Source organism: Mycobacterium sp., assembly GCF_049608025.1.
Taxonomy (GTDB): Bacteria; Actinomycetota; Actinomycetes; order Mycobacteriales; family Mycobacteriaceae; genus Mycobacterium.
The window spans coordinates 59,725-74,880 of the sequence record NZ_JBMYXC010000002.1 but is presented as its reverse complement, the minus strand read 5'-3'; the positions used below and the strand labels follow the sequence as shown (position 1 = coordinate 74,880).

Genomic DNA, 15,156 nt, shown 5'->3' with positions numbered 1-15,156 from the left:
TCAGTGCGGACGATCGCGCTTCGGGCATGGAGCCTGTGCTGGCTTATCTTGGTCTGGGTTCTGTTGTGGGGCAGTTTCTCTGCGGCCAACATCCTGTCGGGGCTGGCGATTGCGCTGGTGATCACGCTGCTACTGCCCTTGCCGTCGGTGCCGGTTGAAGGCCGGGTTCATCCGCTTGCACTGCTGCACCTGATCTTGCACGTGGCCTACTCCCTATTGGTCTCCTCGGTGCAGGTCGCCGCGCTGGCGCTGAGGCGCGCGCCGCCGCTGTCGGCGGTGCTGCGGGCACAGCTTGCGGTCAAGTCCGATCTGGTACTCGCCCTGGCGGTCAATATCCTCAATCTCACTCCCGGGACAATGGTTCTCGAGATCGATCAGGCCCGACGGATGATCTACGTCCACGTGCTCGACGTGGAATCCGATCAAGGGGTGCAGCGTTTTCACCACCAGGTCGACAGTCTGCAGAAGCTCCTCGTGGCGTCGTTCGAACGCGACGCCGAGTGGAAGCCGTCAGCGCAGAGGGGGACCGGCGAATGAACACCGTATGGGCCGTCTCCGGGGCGATGCTGGCGGCCGCGGCCGTCGCCACGATGTTCCGGATGCTGATGGGACCCACCACGTTGGACCGACTTGTCGCCCTGGACGCTCTTGTCGCAGTGACGATGTGTGCAATCGGTACCTGGGCGGCATTCAGCATGGACACCACGGTCACCTACAGCCTGACTGCGCTGGCGTTGATCACGTTTGTCGGCTCCGTCAGCGTCGCACGGTTCCGGGTGCCTGACATAGCCAAGCCCGCCGACCCCGCCAAACCGGCTGACGGGCGGCAGCGATGAGCGCGCTCGACATCGTCACCAGCGTGCTGATCCTCAGCGGGTCAGCGCTGGCGCTGACCGCCGCGATCGGCGTCCTCCGTTTTCCCGACACCCTGGCGCGCATGCACGCCGCGACCAAACCTCAGGTGCTCGGCCTGCTCCTGGTGCTGGCAGGTGCTGCGATCCGGCTGCGCGGGAACATCGATGTCGGCATGTTGATCCTCACCGGAATGTTCACGCTGATCACCGCCCCCGTGATCGCCAACCGCGTCGGCCAGCTGGCCTATCGGGAACACAATGTCCGCGACGATTTGTTGACCACTGATGAAATGGACGAATCCGCCGCCGACCCGGAAGTCGACAGTCGGCCGCAGTGATCACTCCGAGAGCTGGAATTCCACCATCGCGATGACGGTGTCGACTGCCTCGGACAACGCCAGCACCCGTTCGGCGACTGTCGGAGCCGCGAGCACCGCGTACCGGTCGGCCTGACCCATCGGCAGCCGAACAGCCAAGGCGTACAACCACAGTCCGACATCACCGGAATCGTCGGCGCCGCGCACGATCTCGCGACTGTCCACCTCCGCGCCCCGCGCCGCAGCGACGCGATCGAACAGCGCCACCATCCGATCCTCGATATCGCGGATGGCGGCAACATCGACGGGAGCACCCGGTTCATCCGGCCACAACTCGACCGCGGCCTGCGGGTACGGATTGTCGGGCTGCCATTCCAGCACCCGGAACCGCTCCCTCATCACACAATTCAGCCGGTAGCGGCCCGCGCCCATCTCAGCGAACTCGGCGATATGGGCCACCGCACCGATATCGCTCCGTACATCCCCGCCGCCGGTCTCTCGGCCCGCCGCGATCAACACCACCCCAAACGCCGGATCATCTGCGGCCAGACAAGTGTGAACCAGCGCCGAATACCTCGGCTCGAAGATCTGCAGCGGTAACTCCTCGCCGGGCAGCATCGCCACCTCGAGCGGAAATATCGGAAGTGTCGGCATGATTCAGATGTCCAACTCGCCGATGAGAGCGTCGACCACGGCTCGCAGGTCCCCGTCGTGTTCTTCGGCGACCCTGCGCTGCCGCTGATAGGACGCGCCGGTTCGATAGATGTCGGCCACGGAAGTGAGCTCGTCGACACAGGACAACGATTCCGCCACCGGCACAAGGCGATCCACCAGGCTGTCCAGATCCTCGGTGACCAAACGTTCGTTACTGTCTGCATCGAGGATGATGATGGCGTCCAAGCCGTAGCGGGCGGCCCGCCACTTGTTCTCCTGCACATGCCACGGTGGCATCACGGGCAGCGTCTCCCCGGCCTCAAGGCGACGGTCCAAGTCGACGATGAGGCAGTGGGTCAGCGCGACCAACGCCGAGAGTTCATCCAGGTTCGAGACGCCGTCGAAGATCCGCACCTCCACGGTGCCCAGATGCGGAGACGGCCTGACATCCCAACGGATTTCGTTCATATGGTCGATGATGCCGGTCTTCTTCTGGTCGCTGACGAAGCCCTCGAACTCGCGCCACTCCTGGAAGTGGAACGGTAGGCCGGCGGTTGGCAGTTGCTGGAACATCATCGAGCGGTTGCTGGCATAGCCGGTGTCCTCGCCATCCCAGAACGGCGACGACGCCGAGAGCGCCAGCAGGTGCGGGTACTGGTTGAGTACCGAGGTCACGATCGGCATCACCTTGTGCGCCGAGGACACCCCCACGTGCACGTGCACCCCCCAGATGAGCATCTGACGGCCCCACCACTGGGTGCGCTTGATCAGTTCGGCGTAGCGCGGGGCGTCGGTGAGTTTCTGCGACGACCAATTCGCGAAGGGGTGGGTGCCGGCACAGAACAACTCCATCCCACGCTCGCGAACGATGTCGCGCACCGGTCGCAGTGTTGACCCCAGGTCATCCATCGCCTCCCCGGCATTTCTGCAGATACCCGTGACGATCTCGACGGTGTTGCGCAGCAATTCGCTGTGCACGTGCCGATTCTCACTGAGTTCGGCGATCACCGAGGCGGCTTCGTTGCTCAGATCACGGGTGTCGGCGTCGACGAGAGCGAATTCCCACTCCACACCAACGGTGGGCTCGCGCGACCCAACGAAATCGATGCGGCTACTGGTGCCTCGATCAGGACCGAGTGATGACACCGCAGGCCACCCGCGCTCCGGCATCGCCGGTCGCCAGGGTGATCTGATCCGGTGGCGGATCGCCGTTTACCTGCTGGTAGCGCTCCGGCGGGATGTTGGCGAAGTTGTCGGCCTTCTCGTGGATGATGATCGCGGTGCCGGCCCCGTCGAGGAGTTCATCGGCGGTGAAGGCGTCGGTGGTGGTCACCAGCATCGCAGAACCGTCCTCGCGCACCTGCAGCGAAGCCAGGTCGCCGCTGGCGGGGTGCCCGCTGTGTCCGGGCACCTGGAGGTGACCACCGGCGGAGTTGAAGTTCGCCGGAGTCCCACCGGTCGGCGCGACGGAGTCTGCTTCACACTTGCCCACCTCGTGGATGTGCATACCGTGGAAACCTGGGGCGAGTTCGCCGGCCAGGCTGGTCTGCACCGAGACGGTGGCGAAGCCATCGGCGAACGCGATGTCGGCGGTGGCGATGGTGGTGCCGTCGGCCAGCTTCAGATCGGCGTTGAGAATCTCACCGCCCGCCGCCGCGCCTCCCTCACCGGGCGACAGGGACGGAGACGGGGGGGCCGGCGACCCGGTCCAGATCGCCGGCGTGGTGCCGGGTGATGTTGCGACGGGTTCGTAGGGACTGCACGCGGCCAACGCGAGTGCGGGCACTGCGAACAGGGTGGCGGCGGCGACGGTCCTGAGCATGTGTAAGAGCCTAACCGGTAACCACCACGACCACGCCCGGTGGTTGCTCAATGAGTTCAGGAACGCGCGGAGCGACCGGGGCCTCGAGCAACTGGCCGACTTCCTCGGCGGACTGCTGCTCGTCCGGGGCGTCGCTGAAGAACACGGTGGTGACGAAGGTATCCGGCAGCGTCAGGTTGCCGGTCTCGGTGACATTCCAGCCGGCCTCCCTGAGCCGGTTGGCGGTCGCCTCGGCCACCCCTGCGATGTCGGAGATGTTGAACACCCGCACGTCGGCGCGGACCGGTTCCGCCGGCGGGGTTGTGGTGGTCGTCGTGCTGGTGGTGGTCGTGGTGGCGATCGGCGCATCATCGTCGTCGGCACCGCCACCCATCGCCTGGAACCCGACAAGCAGGAAGACCACGCCGAGGAACAACAGCACCATCACCATGGCGCGCAGGGGCAGGCCCGAGGATTCTCGCTGGTTCATTGGCGCCTACTGTATCGACATGCCGGTGAGGCCGGAAAAGCTCAGGTGACGTCGAAGCCGAGCCGGCGGGCAGCCCGGGCTTTCTGCCTACTGGCCCGCAGCCGCCGCAACCGTTTGACCAGCATCGGGTCCGCTGCCAGCGCCTCGGGGCGGTCGACCAGCGCGTTGAGCACCTGGTAATAGCGGGTCGCCGACATGGCGAACAGTTCCTTGATCGCGTCCTCTTTGGAGCCCGCGTACTTCCACCATTGCCGCTCGAAGGAGAGGAGTTCGTGTTCTCGGCGGGTCAGGCCGTCGGCGAGGTCGCCGCCGTCCCCGCCGTGCTCAGTCCGCGCGATCGCGCCATCCATATCGCTCCTGGGACCCTTCCGACACTCGTGAATAACATCGCAGTGCTTCGGCGAGTATTCAATCACGGCGTGGTCACCGCAGGCGCCACCGATCACCGCGAGTCGGCGCTCAAACTCCCTGCCGGGTCCCGGCACTAAGCTTGTCGAACATGGCCGTAGTACCCATCCGCATCGTGGGAGATCCCGTCCTGCACACCGCGACCGAACCGGTGCCTGTCGGCGACGACGGTTCGCTTCCCGGCGACCTGTCGGATCTGGTCACCGACCTCTACGACACCATGGACGCCGCCAACGGGGTCGGGTTGGCGGCTAACCAGATCGGCGTCGCCAAGCGGGTCTTCGTCTACCACTGTGCCGACGAGCGCGGCCATGGCACCCGTCGCCGCGGCGTGATCGTCAACCCGGTGCTGGAGACCTCCGAGGTGCCCGAGACGATGCCTGATCCCGAGGACGACGACGAGGGCTGCCTGTCGGTGCCCGGAGAGTCGTTCCCGACGGGCCGGGCCACCTGGGCACGCGCGACGGGCCTGGATGCAGACGGCACACCGATCACGCTCGAAGGGACCGGACTGTTCGCCCGGATGCTGCAGCACGAGACGGGCCACCTCGACGGCTACCTCTACCTGGACCGGCTGATCGGGCGCAATGCCCGCAGCGCCAAACGGGCGGTCAAGTCCCAGGGCTGGGGTGTGCCCGGATTGTCGTGGATGCCGGGCGAGGATCCCGATCCGTTCGGCCACCCCTGATCGATGACAGACCTGCCGCCCCCCGGCACGCGCGTCAGCCTGCGGCACCGGTTGCCGGCGGGGTCGACGCCGCCGCACACCGATGTGGTCGGACACCTGGTGGAGGTCGGGCCGCTCGTACGCGTGCGAACAAGGCACGGTGACATTGTCGACGTCATGCCCGCCGACGTGTTGGCGGTGCGGGTCGTGCCGGAGCTTCCGGTGCGCACCGGCGAGATCCGCAACCTCGAACACGCCGCCGCGCTCGGCTGGCCCGGTACCGAATGGCAATGGCAGGACGGTTGGCTGTTGCGTTACGGGCTGGGAAAGACCCGCCGGGCTAATTCCGCAGTGCCACTGCGCTTCACTTCGCACACCGAACTGGTCGGCGCGGCACGCTGGTACGCGTCCAGAGGCCTGCCCGCCCTGATTTCCGCGCCGGACCGGTTGTTCCGGGTGCCCGCGGCAGTGCCCGTGTTCGCCGAAACCGTCCTCATGGCAGCTGATCTGCCCAAGATTCTGCCGAACGTGAAGATGTCTTCACTCGGGGCGCCGAACGTGAAGATAGCTTCACACCCGAGCGCGGCGTGGAAAGCGATCAATCTTCGCGACATACCCGACGAAGTCCTCACCTCGGTCGCCGACGGCGAGGTGGCCTTCGGCGAGCTCGCCGGTGCGGCCGCCGGTCGCGTGGCGGTGACGGAGGCACCCGACGGCACGTGGTGGGCCGGGCTGTCCGCCGTGCAGGTATCCGAGGCGGCGCGACGGCAGGGCCTGGCCCGATCCCTGTGCGCGGGGCTGCTGGAGTGGGCGCGTGGGCGCGGTGCGAGCCGGGCATACGTCCAGGTCATCTCCGAGAACACCGCCGCACGGGCGCTCTACGAGTCGATGGGTTTCGCGGCGCACCACCGTTCGCGGTACGTACGTGCCGAGGATCTGTTGTCGCACAATCCCGTCCTAAGCTGATGCCCATGCGCCTGGCCACCTGGAACGTCAACTCGATCCGCACCAGGGTCGATCGGGTCACCGACTGGTTGCAGCGTGCCGACATCGATGTACTGGCCATGCAGGAGACCAAGTGCTCCGATGACCAATTCCCCACCATGCCGTTCGCGGCGCTGGGCTACGAGGTCGTGCACTGTGGGCTCAACCAGTGGAACGGGGTGGCCATCGCGTCGCGGGTCGGCGTCGACGACGTCGAGGCGGGTTTCTCCGGCCAGCCCGCATGGGGCGACAAACCCGGCGTGGAACCCGCCACCGAGGCTCGGGCACTGGCCGCGACCTGCGGTGGAGTGCGGGTGTGGAGCCTCTACATTCCCAACGGCCGTAGCGTGGACTCGGCGCATTACCGCTACAAGCTGCAATGGCTTGCCGCACTTCGGGATACCGCGGCCTCGTGGCTGGCCGACGACCCATCGGCGCCGATCGCCCTGGCGGGTGACTGGAATATCGCCCCAACCGATGCCGACGTATGGGACGTGGAGTTCTTCCGGGGCAGCACCCATGTCACCGAGGCTGAGCGGGCCGCCTTCGGCTCCATCGTCGACGTCGGCTTCACCGACGTGGTGCGGCCGTTCACTCCCGGTCCAGCCGTGTTCACCTACTGGGATTACACGCAGTTGCGGTTCCCGAAGAACCGGGGCATGCGCATTGACTTCATCATGGGCTCGCCCACGCTGGCCGAGCGCGTCAGCCATGCCGAGATCGTGCGCGACGAGCGCAAGGGCAAGCAACCCAGCGACCACGCCCCGGTACTCGTGGACCTCAGCGATCGGTAGCGCCCGCCAGAACCGCCACCCTCCTGCGGATCGGCTCTCGGGTTTCCACCACGCGGCGCCTGCGCTAGCGTGGCAACGTCAAAACGGGAGCGCGTACCAGCGCGCTGAGAGGACGGGTAGGCCCGTCGACCGTACGAACCTGACCGGGTAATGCCGGCGTAGGGAGAAGCACACGATGCCCCATGTTCCTGTCGTTGCCGACGGCCTGTCCGTCACCACCGGCCCCATCACCGGCAGCACGAAAATCTACCGACCGCTCGACGACGCACGCGTTCCGTTCCGGCGCGTCAACCTGACCAACGGAGAGCACCTGGATCTGTACGACACCTCGGGCCCCTATACCGACGACGAAGCCGTCATCGACCTGGCCGCCGGCCTGCCGCCCCGACCGGGAGTGGTACGCGATCGCGGCACCCAGCTGCAACGGGCCAGGGCCGGCGAGGTCACCGCCGAGATGGCGTTCATCGCGGCGCGCGAAGGTATGCCGGCCGAGTCGGTGCGCGACGAAGTGGCGGCGGGCAGGGCCGTCATCCCGGCCAACCACAACCACCCCGAGGCCGAACCGATGGCCATCGGAAAAGCGTTCTCGGTGAAAATCAATGCCAACATAGGCAATTCGGCGGTCACCTCGTCCATCGCGGAGGAGGTCGACAAGATGGTATGGGCCACCCGCTGGGGCGCTGACACCATCATGGACCTGTCCACCGGCAGCGACATCCACGAGACGCGGGAGTGGATACTGCGCAATTCGCCGGTACCCGTGGGCACCGTTCCCCTCTACCAAGCCGTCGAGAAGACGAACGGCGACCCAGCCGAGCTGACCTGGGAGCTGTACCGCAACACCGTGATCGAACAGTGTGAGCAGGGCGTGGACTACATGACCGTGCACGCGGGGGTGCTGCTGCGCCACATCCCCTTGACTGTCGACCGCGTGACCGGGATCGTCTCCCGCGGCGGCTCGATCATGGCGGCGTGGTGCCTGGCCCATCACCAGGAATCGTTCCTGTACACCAACTTCGAGGAATTGTGCGAGATCCTGGCAAGCTATGACGTCACCTTCTCGCTGGGCGACGGCCTGCGGCCCGGCTCGATAGCCGACGCCAACGACGCTGCCCAGTTCGCCGAACTGGAGACGCTCGGGGAACTGACCAAGATCGCGAAGTCTCATGGCGTGCAGGTGATGATCGAGGGGCCGGGCCATGTCCCGATGCACAAGATCGTCGAGAACGTTCGCCTCGAAGAAGAGTTGTGCGAGGAAGCGCCGTTCTACACCCTGGGACCGCTGGCCACCGACATCGCCCCCGGTTACGACCACATCACCTCGGCGATCGGCGCGGCGATCATCGCGCAGGCAGGCACCGCGATGCTGTGTTACGTCACCCCGAAGGAACACCTCGGACTGCCGAATCGTCAAGATGTCAAGGACGGCGTCATCGCCTACAAGATCGCCGCCCACGCAGCAGACCTCGCCAAAGGCCATCCCCGCGCACAGCAGCGCGACGATGCGCTGTCTGAGGCGCGCTTCGAATTCCGTTGGCATGACCAGTTCGCGCTATCGCTGGATCCGGACACCGCGCGTGAGTTCCACGACGAAACCCTGCCCGCGGGCCCGGCCAAGACCGCCCATTTCTGTTCGATGTGTGGACCCAAGTTCTGTTCCATGCGGATCACCCAGGACGTGCGGGACGCCTACAAGAGGGACCTCGAAGAACGGGACATAGAACTGGGCATGGCCGAGAAGTCCCGTGAGTTCGCCGAGCACGGCAACCAGGTGTACCTGCCAGTGGTCACGACGTGACCTACCTCCCACTCGCCCCGCCGGGTCAGCCACCTCTTCGGGTCCTGACCATCGCGGGCTCCGACTCTGGCGGTGGAGCTGGAATACAAGCCGACATGCGAACTTTCGCCATGCTCGGGATCCATGGCCTGGTTGCGGTCACCGCGGTCACCGTGCAGAACTCGTTGGGCGTCAAGGGGTTCCACGAGATCCCGTTGGAGGTGATCGCCGACCAGATCGAGGCGGTGGCCGCCGATATCGGCCTGCAGGCTGCCAAGACCGGCATGCTCGCGTCATCGGAGGTCATCGACACCGTCGCCGGGGCCTGGGTGAGCCAGGGCCTTGCCGGCAGCGCGCCGCTCGTCGTCGATCCAGTGTGTGTCTCGATGCACGGCGACCCGCTGCTACACCCGAGCGCACTGAACTCGCTGCGGGAGAAGCTCTTTCCACTGGCAACTCTGGTCACACCCAACCTCGACGAGGTCCGCCTACTCGTCGGAACAGATGTCGTCGACGCCGCGACCCAGCGCACAGCGGCCCGCCAATTACACGCGCTCGGCCCGCAATGGGTGCTGGTCAAGGGCGGGCACCTGCGCTCTTCGGCACACAGCCCGGATCTCTTGTTCGATGGCACCGAGTTCCACGAATTCGATTGCCCCCGCATCGACACCGGACACGATCACGGAGCCGGTGACACCCTGGCCGCCGCCATTGCCGGTGCCCTGGCGCACGGATACACCGTGCCCGACGCAGTCGCGTTCGGAAAAACCTGGGTCACTGAATGCCTGCGCGCCGCGTACCCGCTGGGCCACGGACACGGACCAGTGTCGGCGCTCTTTCGACTCGGCTGATGGACCGGATCGCCGGCATCCTGCACGAGCCCGCGGGAGCACCCGTCGGCGCAGTCGCCCTCACACACGGCGCCGGAGGCAGCCGGGAGTCACCGATGCTCGCCGCGATCTGCGACGAATGGTCGCGACGCGGCTGGCTCGCGGTTCGCTACAACCTGCCCTACCGGCGACGCCGCCCCAAAGGGCCACCCTCGGGCAACTCTGCCACCGACCGGGCCGGCATCCTGGAAGCGGTGGCCGAGGTGCGCAGACTGCTGGACGAACCGTCCCTGCCCGTCGTCGCCGGTGGCCACTCTTACGGCGGACGCCTCACCTCCATGGCCGTCGCCGACGACGGTTTGGAACTCGATGTGCTCACGCTGTTCTCCTACCCGCTGCATCCGCCCGGGAAGCCCGAGCGTGCCCGCACCGAGCATCTGCCACGCATCACCGCGCCCACCGTGTTCACCCACGGATCCGCTGACCCGTTCGGGAGCATCGAGGAGATCCGGCCGGCGGCTGCCCTCGTCTCCGCCGCGACCGAAATCGTCGAAGTCAAGGGCGCGCGCCACGACCTCCGCTCCAAGCAACTCGACGTCCCGGCGCTTGCCGTCGACGCGGCGCTCCGACTGCTCGATCGACCGCTACCTCGGGTACCGTCTGGACTATGACTTCGGAGTATTTTGACGCGGTCATCGTGGGAGCCGGCTTTGCGGGAATCGGCGCCGCGATCCAGCTCAAGCGCATGGGTTACGAGAACTTCGTCATCCTGGACCGCGAAGACGACCTGGGTGGAACGTGGTACGTCAACCACTACCCCGGCCTGGCCGTGGACGTTCCCACCACCACTTACTCGTACTTTTTCGAGCCGAACCCACATTGGTCACGGCTGTTCTCCCCGGGCAGCGAGATCAAGCAGTACGCCGATGACGTCGCCGACAAGTACGGTGTGCGCCGGCACATGCGGTTCAACACGACCGTCGAGGGTGCGAGATGGGACGAAGACGCCAAGCAGTGGCGGGTCGCCTTGCGCGACGGCCAAACCCTGGTAGCCCGCTACCTCATCACCGCCACGGGCTTCCTGTCCCAACCGCACGTCCCCGACATCCCGGGCATCACCGGATTCGACGGACGGATCATCCACACCACCGCGTGGGATGACTGCTACGACCCGACCGGGGAGCGGGTGGCCATCATCGGTACCGGCGCCACCGCCGTTCAGCTCATCCCCGAGTTGGCGAAGAAGGCAGCCGATCTCACCGTGTACCAACGGACACCGATCTGGGTGGTGCCCAAGTTCGACCCCCCGATCTCTGAACGCGTCAGGCGGCTCTATGCGCGAATCCCGCTGACCCAGAGAGTTATACGCGCGATCACCGACGCCATCTACGAGCTGATGGTGTCGGTGGCCATACTCAACAACCGGACATTGCGCGGGCGGTTCAATATCGCCGCCGGCGATCTGGCCAAGATGCACCGGTTCGCGTCGATCCGCGACAAGCAGCTACGGGACAGGCTCACGCCCGATTATGACTTCGGTTGCAAGCGACCCACCTTCTCCAACAGCTACTACCGCACGTTCACCAAACCCCATGTCCACCTTCAGGACAGCGGGATCGCACGGATCGACGCCGACGGCATCGTCGCCGAAGACGGCACCAAAACGGTCGTCGACACCCTGGTACTGGCGACCGGCTTCGACTTGTGGGAGTCCAACTTCCCCGCTATCGAGATCATCGGCCGGGGTGGCAGAAATCTCGGGAAGTGGTGGCGTGACACCAGATTTCAAGCCTACCAGGGCGTCACGATGCCGTTCTTCCCCAATTATCTGTCGTTGGCCAGTCCTTATGGTTTCCTCGGGTTGAACTTCTTCAACAACATGGAATACCAGATGCGGCACATGGACCGGATTTTCGGCGAGCTGAAGCGCCGCGGGGCAACCACTTTCGAGGTTACCGAGGAAGCCAACACGCGATATCTGGATCGCATGACCGAGCTGCTCGGCCCATCATTGTTCACCAACGGAGACTGCGCGTCGTCGCGGTCTTACTACTTCAACCCCAGCGGCGAGCCCACTTTGCTACGGCCTACGTCGAGGCGGACCGCGATCCGCGAAGCCTCCAATTTCCCGATCGACGACTACCAGATCAACTAGGAGACACGGTGCCGAAAGAGAATTCGTCTGCCGCCACAGTCGCGGGGCTGGCGCTCGCCGGAACGGGCCTGGCGCACTTCGTCGTCCCGCAGCTGTTCGAGGGACTCACCAAGCCGGCATTCCCCAGCAACACCCGTCAGCATGTGTACATCGACGGCGGTATCGAGACCGCCGTCGGACTTGGCCTGGCCGCACAACAGACCCGTAAGCTGGCCCTCATCGGCCTCGCCGGCTACCTGATCTACTTGATCGGCAACGTGGTTCGCCACCGGTAGCGACACCGCGATATCGCGCGGTGACTTCGCCACCAGGGCCGGAGCTACAGCGGCTGCTCGGCACATTCGACACTGTCACCCTCGGCTTGGGCTCCATGATCGGGGCAGGCATCTTCGTCGCGCTGGCACCCGCTGCGGCTGCCGCCGGAACCGGGTTGCTGATGGGTCTGGCGATCGCCGCCGGCGTGGCCTACTGCAACGCAATGTCATCGGCCCGGCTGGCGGCGCACTACCCGCGGTCGGGGGGCACGTATGTCTACGGTCGGGAGCGGCTCGGCGCGTTCTGGGGCCATACCGCGGGGTGGAGTTTCGTCGTCGGCAAGACCGCGTCCTGCGCGGCGATGGCGCTGACCATCGGGTACTACGTATGGCCGGCCCATGCCCACGCGGTGGCGGTCGCTTCGGTGGTTGCGCTCACAGCTTTCGGCTACGCCGGGATACAGAAGTCCGCCTTGCTCACTCGCGTCATCGTGGCTGTGGTCCTCGCGGTGCTCGCGATGGTGGTCGTTGTCGTCGCCGGCTTTGGAGACGCCGACCCGTCCAGGTTGGTCGGGGATGACGCTCCATACCGGGGCGTGCTGCAGTCCGCGGGCCTGCTTTTCTTTGCTTTCGCCGGCTACGCGCGCATCACCACCATCGGCGAGGAGGTCCGCGATCCAGCAAAAACCATTCCCCGCGCCGTCCCGCTGGCGCTGGGTATCACTCTGGTCGTCTACGTGCTGGTGGCTACCGCGGTGCTCGCCCAACTCGGCAGCGCCGGGGTGGCGTCGGCGGTCGCGCCGCTGTCGGAGGCGGTGCGCGCAGCCGGCTTCCCGGGTCTGGTGCCGGTCGTCAGCGTCGGCGCCGCCGTCGGCGCGCTGGGCGCCCTGTTGGCGCTGCTGTTGGGCGTTTCGCGGACCACCCTGGCCATGGCCCGAGACCATCACCTGCCACCTGCGCTGGCGGCGGTCCATCCGCGTCACCGCACGCCGCACCGCGCGGAGCTCGCCGTCGGCCTCACCGTCGCGCTGCTGGCCGCCGTCGTCGATGTGCGCAACGCAATCGGTTTCTCGTCATTCGCGGTACTGCTCTACTACGCCATCGCCAATGCATCAGCCCTGGTTGTCGGAGCCCGGCTACTTCCCGCGATCGGTCTCGTCGGCTGCCTGACGCTGGCCGTCACGCTGCCGCCCACCGCTGTCCTGACGGGGACGGCGGTGGTCCTGATCGGCATGGTCACCTACGCGGTGCAGGTCCGACGCGTCCTCTGATCCGTCCGGCCAGAGTGGTCGGGCCAGAGTTCGCGTTTGGGTTCGTGGCGGCCGGGCACTAAGATGAGAAAGCGGCCCGGGAGTGATGGACAGTCGTTCGTCCCCGGTCCTGCGGGAGCGGCGCAGCAGAGACTTCGCCTGAGACCCCGAATGGCGTTCGCGATTCCCGAGCGAAGGATCGCCACGTGCACCGTCTGAGCTTCGATTGCACGCGCGCGAGAAACGGATAAGAAAGGCTGCATGACTTCCACCAGCACCGACAATTCCGAACTCCTGTTGCGCGAGCAGAACTACGGCGAGGACCCGCTGGCCGACCGGGACACCGACCTCTACCGCGGTGAATACGTGATGAGCTTCGTCGAGAAATGGGATGAGCTGATCGACTGGGACGCCCGAGCCCAGTCCGAGGGCAAATTCTTCATCGACGTGCTGCGCGACCGCGGCAAGAGCAGCGTTCTGGACGTCGCGAGCGGCACCGGTTTCCACTCCGTACGACTCACCAGCGCAGGATTCGACGTGACGAGTGCGGACGGATCGGCCGCCATGCTGGCCAAGGCGTTCGAGAACGGCAAGAAGCGGGGCCTGATCCTCAAGACCGTGCAGGCCGACTGGCGGCAACTGAACAAGAGCATTCAGGGCAAGTACGACGCCATCATCTGCCTCGGCAACTCCTTCACCCACCTGCACGACGAGCAGGATCGGCGCCGGGCGCTCGCCGAGTTCTACGCCGCGCTGCGTCACGACGGCATCTTGATACTCGACCAGCGCAACTACGACGAGATGCTCGACCATGGCTTCACGTCGCAGCACAAGTACTACTACTGCGGGGATCGGGTCACCGCGGAGCCCGAACACGTCGACGACGGACTGGCCCGATTCAAGTACACCTTTCCCGACGGGGCCGAGTACACGCTGAACATGTTCCCGCTGCGGAAGAACTACCTCCAGCGGCTGATGCGCGAGGCCGGGTTCGAACGCGTCCGCACCTACGGCGATTTCCAGGAGACCTACCAGGAGAGCGAACCCGACTTCTTCGTGCACGTCGCGGAGAAGTCAGTGGAGACGACGGCCGGCGGCGGGGTCACCGAAGAAGCCGAGACCTACTACGACAGCGACGACGCCGACAATTTCTATTCGGCGGTCTGGGGCGGGGAGGACATCCACGTCGGATGCTACGAGAACACCCGCGACATCGCCGCGGCGAGCATCGAGACGGTCGAACGCATGGCGGGCACGCTGTCGAGTCTGGACGTCTCGAGCGTGGTTGTGGACCTGGGCGCGGGTTACGGCGGATCGGCACGCCGCCTGGCCGGTTCGCGCGGCTGCAGCGTTCATTGCGTCAACATTTCGCAGACGCAGAACGACACCAACCGGACCAAGAACCACAACGAAGGACTGGACCGGTTGGTCGGTGTCATCCACGCCAGCTTCGACGACGTCCCGCTACCGAGTGAGAGCGCCGACGTGGTCTGGTCCCAAGACGCCTTCCTGCACGCTCCCGACCGGAAAAAGGTGATCGAGGAGGCCTTCCGCCTACTCAAGCCCGGTGGCGAGCTCGTGTTCACCGATCCGATGCAGGCCGACGACGTGCCCGACGGTGTGCTGCAGCCGGTCTACGACCGACTCAACCTGCACGACCTCGGCTCGATGCGGTTCTACCGCGAGGTGGCCCAGGCGGTCGGTTTCGAGGTGCTCGACCAGATCGATCTGGTGCACAATCTGCGGACCCACTACGACCGGGTGCGCGAAGATCTGGAGTCGCGGCGCGCCGAACTGGAGCAGAAGTCTTCGGCGCAGTACCTGGACAAGATGGTGTTCGGCCTGCGCAACTGGGTGAACGCCGCCGACGACGGACACCTCGCGTGGGGCATCCAGCGGTTCCGCAAACCGAGCTGACTCG

Annotated in this window: 18 protein-coding genes and 1 riboswitch; of the genes, 13 read left to right on the top strand and 5 right to left on the bottom strand. The window is 65.8% G+C overall.

The features are described 5' to 3' along the window. The first annotated feature begins 3 nt into the window (after positions 1–3). The 3 genes from ACPGXI_RS01180 to mnhG are packed head-to-tail and all read left to right on the top strand — an operon-like array spanning position 4 to position 1,192. Positions 4–537 (top strand): Na+/H+ antiporter subunit E, encoded by a 534-nt coding sequence (locus ACPGXI_RS01180; protein WP_526649141.1) that lies wholly within the window; start codon positions 4–6, stop codon positions 535–537. Beyond that, the gene (locus ACPGXI_RS01175; protein WP_526648962.1) at positions 534–836 is read left to right on the top strand and encodes a monovalent cation/H+ antiporter complex subunit F; all 303 of its coding nucleotides are present in this window, start codon (positions 534–536) and stop codon (positions 834–836) included. The genes ACPGXI_RS01180 and ACPGXI_RS01175 overlap by 4 nt, the downstream gene beginning before the upstream one ends. Beyond that, entirely contained in the window at positions 833–1,192 is a 360-nt protein-coding gene (gene mnhG / locus ACPGXI_RS01170; RefSeq protein WP_526648960.1) for a monovalent cation/H(+) antiporter subunit G, read from the top strand. The genes ACPGXI_RS01175 and mnhG overlap by 4 nt, the downstream gene beginning before the upstream one ends. Here the strand turns inward: mnhG and ACPGXI_RS01165 are convergent, their stop codons facing one another. Genes ACPGXI_RS01165 through napA form a run of 5 tightly spaced genes read right to left on the bottom strand, consistent with a single transcriptional unit; the run spans position 1,193 to position 4,466 of the window. Further along, the gene (locus ACPGXI_RS01165) at positions 1,193–1,825 is read right to left on the bottom strand and encodes an LON peptidase substrate-binding domain-containing protein (RefSeq protein ID WP_526648959.1); all 633 of its coding nucleotides are present in this window, start codon (positions 1,823–1,825) and stop codon (positions 1,193–1,195) included. Between the two features lie 3 nt (positions 1,826–1,828). Further along, positions 1,829–2,995, bottom strand: a complete 1,167-nt coding sequence (locus tag ACPGXI_RS01160) for a glutamate--cysteine ligase (protein WP_526648957.1) — start codon at positions 2,993–2,995, stop codon at positions 1,829–1,831. Further along, the gene (gene sodC / locus ACPGXI_RS01155; RefSeq protein WP_526648955.1) at positions 2,952–3,647 is read right to left on the bottom strand and encodes a superoxide dismutase[Cu-Zn]; all 696 of its coding nucleotides are present in this window, start codon (positions 3,645–3,647) and stop codon (positions 2,952–2,954) included. The genes ACPGXI_RS01160 and sodC overlap by 44 nt, the downstream gene beginning before the upstream one ends. A gap of 10 nt (positions 3,648–3,657) precedes the next feature. Beyond that, positions 3,658–4,116: a LytR C-terminal domain-containing protein gene (locus ACPGXI_RS01150; protein ID WP_526648953.1), complete on the bottom strand. Its 459-nt coding sequence runs from the start codon at positions 4,114–4,116 to the stop codon at positions 3,658–3,660. Positions 4,117–4,157: 41 nt separating this feature from the next. Beyond that, a complete protein-coding gene (napA, locus tag ACPGXI_RS01145) occupies positions 4,158–4,466 on the bottom strand; it encodes a nucleoid-associated protein NapA (protein ID WP_526648951.1) in 309 nt (102 codons plus the stop codon). Between the two features lie 149 nt (positions 4,467–4,615). Between napA and ACPGXI_RS01140 the strand changes: the two genes are divergently transcribed. From ACPGXI_RS01140 to ACPGXI_RS01095, 10 genes are all read left to right on the top strand, one after another. Further along, positions 4,616–5,212: a peptide deformylase gene (locus tag ACPGXI_RS01140; protein WP_526648949.1), complete on the top strand. Its 597-nt coding sequence runs from the start codon at positions 4,616–4,618 to the stop codon at positions 5,210–5,212. Positions 5,213–5,215: 3 nt separating this feature from the next. Further along, positions 5,216–6,157, top strand: coding sequence for an N-acetylglutamate synthase, CG3035 family (locus ACPGXI_RS01135; RefSeq protein ID WP_526648947.1), 942 nt, complete (start codon positions 5,216–5,218; stop codon positions 6,155–6,157). Positions 6,158–6,162: 5 nt separating this feature from the next. Continuing rightward, positions 6,163–6,969 (top strand): exodeoxyribonuclease III, encoded by an 807-nt coding sequence (locus tag ACPGXI_RS01130; protein ID WP_526648945.1) that lies wholly within the window; start codon positions 6,163–6,165, stop codon positions 6,967–6,969. 73 nt (positions 6,970–7,042) lie between these two features. Then, positions 7,043–7,151, top strand: a riboswitch (TPP riboswitch). Further along, the gene (gene thiC / locus ACPGXI_RS01125) at positions 7,145–8,767 is read left to right on the top strand and encodes a phosphomethylpyrimidine synthase ThiC (protein WP_526648943.1); all 1,623 of its coding nucleotides are present in this window, start codon (positions 7,145–7,147) and stop codon (positions 8,765–8,767) included. Its footprint overlaps the riboswitch before it by 7 nt. Further along, entirely contained in the window at positions 8,764–9,597 is an 834-nt protein-coding gene (gene thiD / locus ACPGXI_RS01120) for a bifunctional hydroxymethylpyrimidine kinase/phosphomethylpyrimidine kinase (protein WP_526648941.1), read from the top strand. Before thiC ends, thiD begins: the two co-directional genes overlap by 4 nt. Further along, positions 9,597–10,247 carry an alpha/beta hydrolase family protein gene (locus ACPGXI_RS01115; RefSeq protein ID WP_526648939.1) on the top strand — a complete coding sequence of 217 codons (651 nt, stop codon included), beginning with the start codon at positions 9,597–9,599 and terminating at the stop codon, positions 10,245–10,247. Before thiD ends, ACPGXI_RS01115 begins: the two co-directional genes overlap by 1 nt. Then, complete coding sequence (locus ACPGXI_RS01110) at positions 10,244–11,731, top strand: flavin-containing monooxygenase (protein ID WP_526648937.1); 1,488 nt, start codon at positions 10,244–10,246, stop codon at positions 11,729–11,731. Before ACPGXI_RS01115 ends, ACPGXI_RS01110 begins: the two co-directional genes overlap by 4 nt. 8 nt (positions 11,732–11,739) lie before the next feature. Then, positions 11,740–12,006 carry a DoxX-related protein gene (locus ACPGXI_RS01105; RefSeq protein ID WP_526648935.1) on the top strand — a complete coding sequence of 89 codons (267 nt, stop codon included), beginning with the start codon at positions 11,740–11,742 and terminating at the stop codon, positions 12,004–12,006. A 20-nt stretch (positions 12,007–12,026) separates the two neighbouring features. Beyond that, positions 12,027–13,256: an amino acid permease gene (locus tag ACPGXI_RS01100; RefSeq protein WP_526648933.1), complete on the top strand. Its 1,230-nt coding sequence runs from the start codon at positions 12,027–12,029 to the stop codon at positions 13,254–13,256. A 240-nt stretch (positions 13,257–13,496) separates the two neighbouring features. Beyond that, positions 13,497–15,152, top strand: coding sequence for a glycine/sarcosine N-methyltransferase (locus ACPGXI_RS01095; RefSeq protein ID WP_526648931.1), 1,656 nt, complete (start codon positions 13,497–13,499; stop codon positions 15,150–15,152). Positions 15,153–15,156: the final 4 nt, after the last annotated feature.